The organism is Methanoculleus sp. (genome assembly GCF_035363275.1).
GTDB lineage: Archaea > Halobacteriota > Methanomicrobia > Methanomicrobiales > Methanoculleaceae > Methanoculleus.
In genome coordinates this window covers 1-12,772 of sequence record NZ_DAOSET010000057.1, presented here as the reverse complement: position 1 = coordinate 12,772, position 12,772 = coordinate 1, and the positions used below count along the sequence as shown (strand labels likewise).

Below are 12,772 nucleotides of genomic sequence, written 5' to 3'. Positions count from 1 at the left end.
TTTACGAAGAAAACAGGCAGAAGGCCCCCCACTTTAGTGAGGGGATGAATGCCGTCCATCGATAATCATATTACGCACCGTGGCGTATAAAACTATAATGCGTAAGGCATGTCGATATCGACTCTATCCCTCAAAGTCTCAGACGACTCTGCTTGAGCAGACGCTTGAGATCTGTCGGTGGGTCTATAACGATACGCTCGCATTGCGAAAGAACGCATGGGAGCAGGAGCAGCATTCTCTCTCTCTCTACGAAACCAACAAGATCCTGACACAGTGGAAGAAGGAACGATCCGATCTGAATCGGGTTCATTCTCAGGTTCTCCAGAACGTTCAGGTTCGGGTGGATCTTGCCTTCAAATCGTTTTTCAGGCGCGTAAAAGCAGGGGAGAACCCCGGATATCCTCGGTTCAAGGGGAAGGGACGATACGACAGTATCACGTACAAACAGTCCGGGTTCAAACTTGAGGGAGATCGTCTCCATCTCTCGAAGATCGGAGACGTGAGGATTGTCCTCCACCGTCCGGTTGAAGGGACGATCAAGACCCTCACGATCCGGCGGTCTTCGACCGGAAAGTGGTATGCCTGTTTCTCGGTCGAGTACGATCCCTCTCCTCTCCCACAGAAGGAGACCACAGTCGGGATCGATGTCGGTCTGGAGTCCTTCGCCACCCTCTCCAACGGGGAGAAGATTGAAAACCCCCGGTTCTTCCGTACCGACGAGAAAGATCTCGCCAAGGCGCAGAGGAAACTCTCGAAGGCAGAGAAGGGCACTCCTGAACGGAAGAAGGCCCGGAAGATCGTCGCACACGTCCATGAACGGATCGCCAACAGACGGCTCAATTTTGCTCACCAAACCTCCCGGAAGGTGGTGAATCGGTTTGGTACAATTGTGTTCGAGGAACTGAATATCACAACCATGCAGAAGAACCATCATCTGGCAAAAAGCATAGCCGATGTCGCCTGGAATATGTTCATCACGATCACAGAGAGCAAAGCGGAGGATGCTGGCTCACGCGTGATCCTGGTCAACCCCAGAAACACGTCTCAGATGTGCTCCAGATGTGGGATGATCGTCGCCAAGACTCTTTCCGATCGCGTCCATTCCTGCCCGCATTGCGGGTTGGTGATGGATCGCGACCAGAACGCGGCGATCAATATTATGAGATTGGGACTGCAATCTCAGGGGTAACGTCCCAAGATGCCCCCGACTTCAGTCGGGGGAGCAGTCACCACGCCCCGGGCATTGGTTCCCGCCAGGCTGTACAACTCGGAAGCCTCCGGCCTCTCACAACACAAGACACGTGGTCGTCTTGAGTTTCGCCTTGCCCCTCCCGGTCTATCCCCGCGCGGCGATACTCCCCTGGTCCAGTATACCGGGACAAGTCCCGGGAAAGCACCCGGTCCGGCATACTTGCACACCATTCCGGATTCAGCGTAATGATTTTGATCTAACTAAGCCTGTGCCTTCGATGGGTGCCTATACCGGTCCCAAAAAAGCGTAGCGGAGCCCGCCCCCCCCTCACCGTAGCATATAGAGCAGCATCCCCGCGACCCCGCCGAAGAACGTGGCGGTCAGGTTCGTGCCGGAATTCCCGATCCTGCCACTGTTCTCGAGCGTTGCACCCACGAGGCTGTCGACGTTGGTGCCGATGAAGCCGGCGATGACCGTGACGACGACCATCCAGGGATCGGCGACACCCATCACCCAGGCGGCGCCGGCGACGATGACGGACGCGATGACGGCGGCCGCCTCGCCCCGCAGGGTCACCCCGCCGTTCGTTCCGCGGGGGACCGGCCGGAGCGTCGTGATCAGGTACGGCGTCTTCCCCGTGACCCCGATCTCGCTTGCGGCGGTATCGGCGGCGGCGGAGGCGACGCTCCCCATGTAGAGCGCCACGAAGGCCGGGTGCCCCGTTACCCCGAAGAGGATGGCGGCGCCGGTTGCTACGAGGCCGTTTGCAAAGACGTTAAAGTAGCCGCGCACGCCCCCGTGCTCCTGGGCGACCCCGAGCCTCTTCTTATCGCCGTAGCGGTACCGGGTAGCCCCGGCGCCGATGATGAAGAACGTGAGCATGATCAGGAACCACCGGACGTCCGCGAAGACGATGAGGATGATGCCGATCATGGCGCCCGAGAAGAGGCCGCTGATGTCGGCCACCCGGAACCGGTAGGCGGTGTAGCCGAACCCGAATCCGATGAGGGCCGCGGCGACGAGGATGATCAGGTCGACTTTAAAGTTGAGTTCCTCGAAGAGGAACATCGTCATCGCCACACCGAGCGCCTCGATCATCAGGGCGTCGTCCCGGCCCCGGAGAGCCGCCCGGAGCAGCACCGCGGCGACCACCCCCATAACGACGACAAGCGGCGCGGTATACCCGAGGTAGAGCATCACCGCAAGCGAAACGCCGATGGCGGCAATCAGGTGGTGAAGGTAGGATGTCTGTCTCCTTCCGGTAAGGCGAAACGCCAGCTCGCCGATCACGACGATGCCGAGCGTGCAGGTGAAGACGAATGTCGAGAGCCAGCCGAACCCGTAGAGCACGGCAAGCGCGAGGATCGAGAGTGACACATACCGGGTATCCCGGATAAGAAAGAGAACGAGCGAGAACGGGATGAGGAAGAGAGTGAGCAGCCATGCCGGCTGGAGCAGGGGGGCAAGGGCTATAAAGGCGAGGGTGAGCACCGATGCCAGAACCAACCCCAGCGGCTTTGTCATTCACATACAATTTGGCCGTGCAGGGGAAAGCCTTTAGGGTCGAACGCCCGGACGTTCGCCGGAGCTCCCTGACGGTGAACGTTCGGGCAGGTCGCGATCCGGGGCGGCAGACCCGCGCCCGGCACGGGTAACCGCAGGGCCAAAGCCTCGTGGAACAATATATTTCACTGGAAAGAGAGAGATCATACGCTGAAAATGTCGCCGTCACATCAACTACCTAAAAACTACGATATCGAAGAAGTGGAGAGGCGCTGGCAGAGCACCTGGCGGGATGAGGAGAACTATTTCGATCCCGACTCGCAAAAACCCCGGTTCATCATCGATACGCCGCCGCCGTATCCCACCGGTAACTTCCATATCGGCAACGCATTGAACTGGTGCTACATCGACTTTATCGCGCGGTACAAGCGTATGCGCGGCTACAACGTCATGTTCCCCCAGGGATGGGACTGCCACGGCCTTCCCACCGAGGTGAAGGTCGAGGAGACCTACGGGATCACCAAGAACGATGTATCGCGGGAGAAGTTCCGGGAGATGTGCCGCGACCTCACGATCGGCAACATCGAGAAGATGCGGGCGACCATGCGGCGGCTCGGGTTCTCCACTGACTGGAGCCACGAGTACATCACCATGCTCCCGGAATACTACAAAAAGACCCAGGCGTCGTTCCTGAAGATGCTCAACGCCGGCGACATATACCAGAGCGAGCATCCCGTAAACTTCTGCACCCGGTGCGAGACGGCCATCGCGTTTGCCGAGGTTAATTACGTCCCTCGCACGACCACGCTCAACTACTTCGACTTCGACGGCGTCGAGATCGCCACCACCCGACCCGAACTGCTCGCGGCCTGCGTTGCAGTGGCGGTTCACCCCGACGACGAGCGGTACCATGGGTTGAAGGGGAAGAAACTCGTGGTCCCGATCTTCAAGCACGAGGTGCCGGTCATCGAGGATGCTGTGGTCGATCCGGGTTTCGGCAGCGGTGCGGTGATGATCTGTACGTTCGGGGACAAGACGGACGTCTACTGGTGGAAGGAGCACGACCTGGAACTCCGGAAGGCGATCGACCGGCAGGGCATTATGACCGCGACCGCGGCCCCCTACGCGGGAATGTCGTCGGAGGAGTGCAGGACGGCGATCCTCCGCGACATGCAAGAAGCGGGGATCCTGAAGCGGCAGGAGGAACTCGAACAGCGGGTGGGAACCTGCTGGCGATGCAAGACCCCGATCGAGATCCTCTCGGAGCGCCAGTGGTTCGTGAAGGTCCATCAGGACGAGATCCTGGAGTCGGCCCGGAAGATATCCTGGACGCCGGAGCATATGTTCACCCGGCTTGAGAACTGGGCGAACTCGATGGAGTGGGACTGGTGCATCTCCCGGCAGCGGATCTTCGCGACCCCGATCCCGGTCTGGTTCTGTGCCGCCTGCGGTGAGACGGTCATCCCCGACGAGGCGGACCTCCCGATCGACCCGACCGTCGATAAGCCGAAAACCCCCTGCCCGAAGTGCGGCGCATCAGAGTTCATCGGCGAAAAAGACGTTCTCGACACCTGGATGGACTCGTCGATATCGGTGCTCCATGTCACCGGGTGGGACGGGACCAACAAGCCCCCGCTCTTCCCGGCGCAGATCCGACCCCAGGGTCACGATATCATACGGACGTGGGCGTTCTATACGATCCTCCGGGCGAAGGCACTCGTCGGCAGCCAACCCTGGGACCAGATCCTGGTCAACGGCATGGTGCTCGGGGAAGACGGGTTCAAGATGAGCAAGAGCAGGAGCAATATCATCGCCCCCGAAGAGATCGTCGGGCAGTACGGCGCCGACGCGCTCCGGCAGTGGGGTGCCGGGGGTGCCGCAACCGGCTCGGACATCATGTTCAACTGGAACGACGTCATTGCCGCGTCCCGGTTCCAGACCAAACTCTGGAACATCTTTCGGTTCGTTATGGGGCACCTGGACGCCGAGACGGAGAACGCGGCGCCGGTGACGGAGCTCACCGACCGGTGGCTGCTCGTCCGGCTCTCCGATACCGTCGCGGAGGTCACCGCCGCGATGGAGGGCTACCAGTTCGACCGGGCGCTCAGGACGATCCGGGAGTTTGCCTGGAACACGCTCGCCGCCGACTACGTCGAGATCGTGAAGGGCCGCCTGTATACGGACGAGAGGAGCCGGGCGAGCGCCTGCAGCGCCCTCGCGACGACCATGGACGTCCTCTGTCGTCTCCTCGCGCCGATCATCCCGCACTTTGCGGAGGAGTGCTACCACAACCTGACCGGGAGGAGCGTGCACGGCGAGACCTGGCCCGAGTTTGCGTATGCCGACGATACGGCGCGGCGCCACGGCGACCTCCTCGTGAAGACGGTCGCCGAACTCCGGCGCTACAAGCACGATAAGGGCATGGCCCTGAACGCGCCGCTCGGTCACGTGACGATCTACGCGCCGGAGCCGGTCGACGACGCCGGCGACGCCGGGCGAGCGCTCGCCGGCGAAGTCCAGTGGAGCGTCGGGACGCCCCGGCTCGAAGAGGTCGTGAGCGGCGTGAACTTCAACATGGCGATCATCGGGCCGGCGTTACGCAAGCAGGCCCGTGGGTTCATGGAGGCCGTGGAGGCCCTCTCGCCGGAACAACTCAAGAACCCGCCGTCGACCGTCACCGTCAACGGCGAGGAGATCCCGGTCCCGGCCGGCTCTTTCACGCCGAAGGTCGCCTACCGGGTGGCGGGAGAAGAGGTGGACGTCCTCACGCTCGGGGACGTGGTCGTGACGATCGGACACTCGTCCTGATCTCGTCGGCGATGAACTCCGCGACCTCCTCTTTTTCGAGCAGCGCATCGACGATGAGAAACCGCGCGGGATCGGCCGCCGCAAGGTCCAGGTAGTTCTCCTGCACCCGCGCGAGGATCCCGGCGCTCTCAAAATACTCTCTCTTCTTCTCCGGGTCGAGCCTTGAGACGGCATCTTCGACCGGGAGGACCAGGAGGAACGTCCGGTCGGGCCGGATCGACCATCCTTCATGGATCCGGCGGAGCCAGAGGAGGGGGTCGGGGAGGATGCCGTCGAGGACGACCGGCTGGTAGGCGAACCGGGAGTCGGCGTAACGGTCGGAGATGACGAGCCTCCCTTCGTCGAGCGCGGGCCGGATCACCCCATCGATATGCGCGGCGTGGTCGGCGCAGAAGAGGAGCGCCTCGGTGATCGGGTCCATCCGCTCGGCGATTGCCCGCCGCACCGATTCTCCCACCCAGGTGGCGCCGGGCTCGCGGGTGAAGAGGGGATCGAGGTCGGTGAGCAGCTCACGGAGACGGGTTAGAAGCGTGCTCTTGCCGCTCCCGTCGATCCCCTCGATGGTGATCAGCAAGGGTATCCTCTCCGGACCCACTCGAGCGGCACCGTGCCGTGGTGGACGGCGGTTGCGATGATCGCCCCGTCAAACCCGGTATCTGCGAGGAGACGGATATCGTCGACCCCGGCGACTCCTCCCCCGTAGAGGAGGCGGCCGGGATAGCACGCCCGCATCTCTTCGAGGTCTTTTTCGACGAGGCCCCGTTCCGTTCCCACGGCACCGATGTTCAGGATGATGCATCCCTCAAACGAGAACCCTGATGCCCGGGCCAGCATCTCCGCCGGCCGGATGCCCCAGGGAAGCACCCGGCCTCCTTTGATGTCGATGCTGAGGTAGCCGGCCCGGTATGCTGCAAGGTCTTCGATCACTCTCGCCGCCGTCTCGGTGCCGACGACCGGCGTCACTCCCTCGACCGCCGTGCATTCGGCAGGTGACCGGCAGCCCCGGTCGAGGTAGCACCGCTCGACCATGGCGGCGCAACGCCGGACCAGGTCGTCCTGCGGGGTTTGGCCCTGGAGAGCATCGAGATCCGCAATGTAGAGAAAACGGGGCTGCAGGGCGGCGAGATACGCTTCCGGTTCGGCCGAGGGAGCAATTCCCCAGGTTAGCGGCCGATAGCCGGCGCGCATCCCGGACTTTCCGTGCACCACGAGACCGCCTGCCAGATCGACTGCAAGAATCAGTTCCATGTCCTCAACGCAATCACTATTAGGGTGAAGGATCATTAATTTCTATGCAATTACTCGTCAGTCCAAGCAGCATTGAGGAGGCAAGAAGCTCGCTTTCCGCTGACATCATTGACGTGAAGAAACCCTCAGAGGGTTCGCTGGGGGCGAATTTCCCCTGGATCATCCGTGAGATCAAGAACCTCGCCGGTAAAAAGCCTGTCAGCGCTGCTATCGGGGACAATGAGTATAAGCCAGGAACTGCGGCTCTCTCGGCCTATGGTGCCGCGCACGCAGGTGCTGATTTTATCAAGGTCGGCCTGATGTTCGACGGGGTCGACCGTGCCCGTGATGTCGTTGAGGCGGTGACCACGGCGGTGAAACAAGAGTTTCCCGAGAAACTCGTCGTTATCGCCGCATATGCCGATTTTGAGAGGATGGGTACGATCTCTCCGTTTGATATCAGTCCGCTGGTTGCTGATGCCGGGGCCGATGTCGCCATGATCGACACCGGCATTAAAGATGGGAAGAGTCTCTTTGAGTTCATGGACGAGGAGACACTGAAGCTGTTCACCGAACGAAACCGCGAACTCGGGCTCCAGACGGCCCTTGCCGGTTCGCTGAAGTTCGAGGACCTCGATGCCTTAAAGCGGATCGACCCGGAGATCATCGGTGTCCGGGGGATGGTCTGCGGGGGCGATCGATCGACCACGATCCGGGCCGAGCTTGTGGAAAGAGCAATGATGATGCTTGGGTGACGTATGTATACCGAGAAGATGAACCTGGAAACGACGTTTACATTTGATGATGTGCTGCTTGAGCCCGCTGAATCCTGGGTCGAGCCCGACGAGGCCGATGTCAGATCGCAATTCTCAAAGAACATCTCCCTGAACATACCCCTTGTGAGCGCCGCCATGGATACGGTGACCGAGTCGGTGATGGCGATAACGATGGCACGGGAGGGCGGCATCGGCGTCATTCATCGGAATATGACCCCGGAACACGAGGTCGCCGAGGTCAGGGTCGTCAAGCAGGCCGAAGACCTGATCGAGCGCGAGGTCGTGACGGTCGGTCCCGAGGCCACGGTCACCGATGTGGAACGGGTCATGAAACAGTACGGTATCGGCGGCGTGCCCATCGTCGAGGACGATCGCGTGATTGGTATCGTCAGCCGCCGGGATATCAGGGCGATCCTGCCCAAACGGGGCGATGCAAAGATCACCGGCTACATGACCAAGAACCTGATCACCGCGTCTGAGGAGATCACGTCGGAGAATGCGCTCGATACGATGTATTCGAACAAGGTCGAGCGTCTTCCGGTCGTGGACGGGCAGGGGCGCCTCGTCGGCATCATCACGATGCGGGATATCCTTGAAAAAAGGCAGTACCCCCGCGCGAACCGCGATGCGAACGGGAAACTCCGGGTCGCCGCCGCTGTGGGCCCCTTCGACTTCAACCGGGCAATGATGCTCGTCCAGGCGGGCGTCGACGCCCTGGTGGTGGACTGCGCGCACGGCCACAACATGAACGTCGTCAAATCGGTCCGGGATATCAAGGCGAGCGTCGCCGTCGATGTGGTGGCCGGAAACATCGCGACAAAGCAGGCGGCCGCAACCCTCATCGACACCGTCGACGGGCTGAAGGTGGGCATCGGGCCGGGCTCCATCTGCACGACAAGGATCGTCGCGGGTGTGGGCGTGCCGCAGGTCTCTGCGATCGCCAACGTCGCAGAGGTGGCGCATGAGGCCGGTGTGCCGGTGATCGCCGACGGCGGCATCCGCTACTCAGGGGACATCGCGAAGGCGATCGCCGCAGGGGCGGACTGTGTCATGGCGGGCAGTCTCTTTGCAGGCACCGACGAAGCGCCGGGAAGGGTCACGACGATCAAGGGCCGGCGCTACAAGCAGTACCGTGGGATGGGCTCGCTTGGTGTCATGAGCAGCGGGGAGTCGAGCGACCGCTACTTCCAGAAGAAGGGGATCGGGAGGACCAAGTTCGTCCCCGAAGGTGTCGAGGGAGTCACTCCCTACGTCGGGCACGTCTCGGACGTCATCTACCAGCTCGTCGGCGGCCTGAAGTCTGCGATGGGCTATACGGGGTCTAAGACGATACCTGACCTGAAGAAGAACGGCAGATTTCTGAGGATAACGCCTGCGGGCTACGGCGAGAGTCACCCGCACAACATTATGATCACCGATGAGGCGCCGAACTACCGCCTCTTCGAGTGATCATTTTATATACTCAGATCACTAACATTTAGTAAACATGCTTGAGGGCGGTGAGGTTTCCCGTCTCCTTGATATCCTGGGAAACCGGAACAGGCGGCGAATAATAGAACTGCTGCGACAGAAGCCGTGTTTTGTGACCGAGATCTCCGAGCGTCTGGTGCTCAGTCCAAAAGCGGTGATAGAACACCTGCAGTTGATGGAACGTGCAGAACTCCTCATCTCCTGCCAGGACGACCGCAGGCGAAAGTATTACTACCTCTCGCATGACATCAATGTCATCGTAAACCTGCAGAAGCAGGATGGTGTTACGCTTCCCTCCGTTGAAGAGAACCAGAAGACAAGGTTTACGCGAGATCTCGTGGTACTCCGGAGGATGATCCGGGCCCGCGACGAACTCATGGATAACCTTGAAGAACTGGAGCGGGAGATCGAATCGAGGTTCGCTGAGGTTACGCGCGTGGGAGGGGGCAGCCTCGTCGATGATGGGGATCTGGAGGTTATCCTCCCCCTCTTCCACGTTGACCTGACACTTGTGGAACTCGAGGAAGTGAGCAGCCTGTCCACGGATGAGCTGAAACAGAGACTGGGCAACCTCATGTACGCCGGGGTTGTCGAACGGGTCAACGATCGATACCGGATACGTGGTACACATGGCGAATAATCCATACGACGAAATGTTTAGAAATATCGCGCGGCTGATGGAGAAGATCTTAAGCGAGATGCCTCTCCAGGACCCGAAGATCATCGGGTTCACCATCATCAGCGGATCACCCGAGGGGGCACCCTACCTCGATTCGTCCGAAGAGAGCGAGGAGTCCGATGTTGAGGTGGTCGAAGGGGACGACTGCATCTACGTCACCGCGGTGGCGGATGCCCGGGCGAGTGGCGCCCCATACGTCACGTTCCAGGAAGATTCCGTGACCCTCTGCGTCGGGGGTGACGAGGAGACGATCATCGATCTCGACTGTGAGATTGATGTCCTGCACAGTTCTTACAACGTGCAGCACGGCGTGATCGACGCGGTCTGCCGGAAGAAGAGCACTCCGGACGAAATTGCCCGGTCCTGAACCGGACCTCTACTTTTTTGGGAACAGGGCTTTAATGCGCGCTCCGGCGACTCCCGATCGGCGGGGGGTGCCGCTGCTCCGGGAACTGCCGAGGAATCGCGAAAAAAAAGTGTCTTACTCCTGATACTCTTCAAGAGCAAGCTGGTACATCCAGTCAAGGAGGAGCGCGCACTCTTCCGGGGTGCATTCCTGGTCGCAGCCGATGCACGGGAGGACCTCCCCTCCTGCAAGGATGACGCAGGGATCAACCGCCCGCTTCTTTGCCCTCAGCATATAGGTCTTGATGCCGTCGCTGCGGAACTCGACGCGCTCGATCAATCCGGCATCCAGCAGCCGCTTTACAATCCGTGAGCACTTTCTGCTGTCGATGTCAAGGAGTTTCCAGAGCTCGCTCTGGAGAACGCCCTGTCGATGGGACTGGATTACCTTAAGTGCTTCTTCCTCCTGATCAGGCATGGCTATCAGAGCAGGGGTGCAATGGTCAGGATATTATTGCCTCGGATGACGACGGTCCCGAGTGCGCGGCCCCTCTGATCACCGGTATACTCGGTGGTCTCGTCCATGTGCAGATTCAGGTGTTCGTCCACCGCCACGAGCCGGCCCTGGAGTTTCCTGCCGTCATCCTTGATCTCAACGACGATTTTGGAGTCCACGAGTGAAAAAACCTTCTTTACGGGGAGTACAATGCCGTTAACCATCTGTTCTTATATGGTTATCTTCACGCATTAAGTTTTCCATCTACCCGCTGGATGCCGTTGAGCAGTCGTCCGGCAACAACCATGGTATCGTAGCCGGTCCCGGCCGGCCGATCGGAAAAAAAGGTTTACTCGGGAAGGTCTTCCCAGCGGTCCTTGAGCTTCTTCTCGACGCCTGGGAGGGTGGTGTACTCCATCTCCTCAAGCGAGAGGCGGTGCGGTTCGAACGGTCCGTGGGCCCGGAGCACGTCGGAAAGTTCGCAGCACCGGTCGCGGACACGGTTGAATGCCGGGTCGTCGAACATGTCTGCAGGCCCGATCAACTTTCCGTTGCTGACCTGGAACCCGAGGCAGACGACCCGGGGCGGTCCGTCGAACGCGGTGCAATTTGCGTCGCAGACGCCCACCGGCATGAACGGCCCGTGGTGCGAGCCGCGCATCCAGCCGGCCACGAGGATGGGCGTCCTGAAGGGGTCGATGACCTCGCCGACCGACGGGAACCCGCTCTGCGCCCTGATGACCATGACCGGGTCGTCCTTGCCGACGTAGCGGCCGGCCATCAGGTTCAGCCGCTGGGTGCTGGTAGATGCGGCAACTTCGCCGTTCTTCTTCCAGACATACTTGATCACATAGCGGCTCGGTGCTCCGATATAAGCCAGGAGGCTGTAGGACTCCTCGGGCGTGTTGAAGAGGATTCTCCGCTTCTTTATGACGTCGTGGACCTCGAAGGTGAACCCGTCGTGCATCGAGGGGTCGATGACGAGGCCGGACGTGCTGAAGGGGTCGGCGAAGATCCGGTAGAGGAAGTAGTTCCACGCCCCGGGCTCGGTCTTGTCGGCCATGAAGACCAGGACCGGGTCTGAGCCGCGCTCTTCAAACTCCATCTCGGCAACGCCGGGCCCCATCCCCTTGACGTTACCGCTGAACGCATCTCCGAGCAGGTCCTGGCCGGCGCCGTAGAGTTTCATCTCCTTGGCGAGTGTGGCGCATTCCATGAAGATATCCCACGCCAGTTTGTGGATCTCTTCATTGTCCTCGCCCCTGGTATGCGTCATGATCAACTCGAGATCGTCACCGCAGTGGGTGACGTGCGAGTCGATGAGGATACTGCCTTCTGCTTCCTTAAGCCTCCGGGCGGCCACCTCGAGGAGCTTAGGGTGGGTACGGGAATGTCCCGGGAAACTGCCTACATCTGCTTTAATCACGGATACGGTGGTCTTGACCATGTAATCACCACTACCTGGACGGGCGTAGCCCTTACGACTAGTAGATAGGTATCACTGTATATGTAGGTGTTGCCTTGAAAAAAGGTTGGCTACGACAACTAGTTTTTATGTTGACCCTTTCTGGCGATCCCTCACGGCTCGTGTCCCTGAGGGGCCCCCGCGGCCGGCATGCTGGAGGTTGTCTGTTTCGCCGTTTACTCGATATGCCGGTGAACAAGCATCGCGCGAGGGGGTGTTCCGGGGGTTGCACGTGAATGGCCCCGAGAACGATCGCGCGTCCTCTCCGGGAGACATCATTCCTGTGCGCCCCGCGATGGGCGATACCCGGCATATCAAGAGGATGGGCCCGGCTCCCTGCAACCTCCAGCCCGGTGAAAAAATGTTGCGGCTTGCCGGCAGGCGGCCGATCCGCTCAATCGATCCTGATCGGTTTGCCCCGGGAGAATTTGACCTCCAGGACGCCGTGCTTGTAGTTCGACTGCATGGAGTCGGCATCCACGGTCGGTATCTCCACCGAGGTCAGCTGACTGGTGCCGGCGATGATCGTCAGTGTGCCGTTGATGAGTGACAGGTGAATATTCTCCTTATCGACACCAGGGAGATCGACCGCCACCGTCACGTCGTCATCAGTCGTGTACATCTCTGCTATCGGCTCGATGGTCCCCTCGGAGGAGGGTTCAGCGGGTTCTGCTACGGGAGCCGTTTCTTCCGCCGGTGTCTCAGTCTTGCCGGCATCATGGAGGATGATCTTGAACCCGTAGGCGAACGGCCTGTTCTGATCTCCCTGCTCTTTGAGCCCCTGCTCCATGAGGCGTTTCATCAGTTCGTT

At 60.4% G+C, this 12,772-nt stretch carries 13 protein-coding genes; 6 read left to right on the top strand and 7 right to left on the bottom strand.

What is annotated here, in order from left to right; all coding sequences use genetic code 11:
* The first annotated feature begins 97 nt into the window (after positions 1-97).
* Positions 98-1,189 carry a transposase gene (locus PLN84_RS10965; RefSeq protein ID WP_292558634.1) on the top strand — a complete coding sequence of 364 codons (1,092 nt, stop codon included), beginning with the start codon at positions 98-100 and terminating at the stop codon, positions 1,187-1,189.
* A 330-nt stretch (positions 1,190-1,519) separates the two neighbouring features.
* On the opposite strand, the gene PLN84_RS10960 is transcribed toward PLN84_RS10965, so the two are convergent.
* Positions 1,520-2,716, bottom strand: a complete 1,197-nt coding sequence (locus PLN84_RS10960) for a DUF92 domain-containing protein (RefSeq protein WP_292384560.1) — start codon at positions 2,714-2,716, stop codon at positions 1,520-1,522.
* 195 nt (positions 2,717-2,911) lie between these two features.
* Here PLN84_RS10960 and PLN84_RS10955 point away from each other — a divergent pair, with 195 nt between their 5' ends.
* A complete protein-coding gene (locus PLN84_RS10955) occupies positions 2,912-5,503 on the top strand; it encodes a valine--tRNA ligase (RefSeq protein ID WP_292384558.1) in 2,592 nt (863 codons plus the stop codon).
* Here PLN84_RS10955 and tmk read toward each other — a convergent pair.
* Both tmk and PLN84_RS10945 read right to left on the bottom strand, forming a co-directional pair.
* Positions 5,460-6,077, bottom strand: a complete 618-nt coding sequence (tmk, locus tag PLN84_RS10950) for a dTMP kinase (RefSeq protein ID WP_292384556.1) — start codon at positions 6,075-6,077, stop codon at positions 5,460-5,462. The genes PLN84_RS10955 and tmk overlap by 44 nt on opposite strands.
* Positions 6,071-6,751 (bottom strand): HisA/HisF-related TIM barrel protein, encoded by a 681-nt coding sequence (locus PLN84_RS10945; protein ID WP_292384554.1) that lies wholly within the window; start codon positions 6,749-6,751, stop codon positions 6,071-6,073. Before PLN84_RS10945 ends, tmk begins: the two co-directional genes overlap by 7 nt.
* A gap of 44 nt (positions 6,752-6,795) precedes the next feature.
* Between PLN84_RS10945 and PLN84_RS10940 the strand changes: the two genes are divergently transcribed.
* The 4 genes from PLN84_RS10940 to PLN84_RS10925 are packed head-to-tail and all read left to right on the top strand — an operon-like array spanning position 6,796 to position 10,022.
* The gene (locus PLN84_RS10940) at positions 6,796-7,485 is read left to right on the top strand and encodes a (5-formylfuran-3-yl)methyl phosphate synthase (protein ID WP_292384552.1); all 690 of its coding nucleotides are present in this window, start codon (positions 6,796-6,798) and stop codon (positions 7,483-7,485) included.
* 3 nt (positions 7,486-7,488) lie between these two features.
* Positions 7,489-8,955: an IMP dehydrogenase gene (gene guaB / locus PLN84_RS10935; protein WP_292384550.1), complete on the top strand. Its 1,467-nt coding sequence runs from the start codon at positions 7,489-7,491 to the stop codon at positions 8,953-8,955.
* Between the two features lie 37 nt (positions 8,956-8,992).
* Positions 8,993-9,616: an ArsR family transcriptional regulator gene (locus PLN84_RS10930; protein ID WP_292384548.1), complete on the top strand. Its 624-nt coding sequence runs from the start codon at positions 8,993-8,995 to the stop codon at positions 9,614-9,616.
* A complete protein-coding gene (locus PLN84_RS10925; protein ID WP_292558633.1) occupies positions 9,606-10,022 on the top strand; it encodes a hypothetical protein in 417 nt (138 codons plus the stop codon). The genes PLN84_RS10930 and PLN84_RS10925 overlap by 11 nt, the downstream gene beginning before the upstream one ends.
* 114 nt (positions 10,023-10,136) lie before the next feature.
* Here the strand turns inward: PLN84_RS10925 and PLN84_RS10920 are convergent, their stop codons facing one another.
* From PLN84_RS10920 to PLN84_RS10905, 4 genes are all read right to left on the bottom strand, one after another.
* Positions 10,137-10,478 (bottom strand): Lrp/AsnC family transcriptional regulator, encoded by a 342-nt coding sequence (locus tag PLN84_RS10920; protein ID WP_292384545.1) that lies wholly within the window; start codon positions 10,476-10,478, stop codon positions 10,137-10,139.
* Between the two features lie 5 nt (positions 10,479-10,483).
* On the bottom strand, positions 10,484-10,720 hold the full coding sequence (locus PLN84_RS10915; RefSeq protein ID WP_292384544.1) for an LSM domain-containing protein: 237 nt from the start codon (positions 10,718-10,720) through the stop codon (positions 10,484-10,486).
* A gap of 125 nt (positions 10,721-10,845) precedes the next feature.
* Positions 10,846-11,943 (bottom strand): fructose-1,6-bisphosphate aldolase/phosphatase, encoded by a 1,098-nt coding sequence (fbp, locus tag PLN84_RS10910; protein ID WP_292384542.1) that lies wholly within the window; start codon positions 11,941-11,943, stop codon positions 10,846-10,848.
* A 412-nt stretch (positions 11,944-12,355) separates the two neighbouring features.
* Positions 12,356-12,772 (bottom strand): Hsp20/alpha crystallin family protein (locus PLN84_RS10905; protein WP_348532070.1); only part of this gene is annotated, 417 nt, incomplete at its 5' end.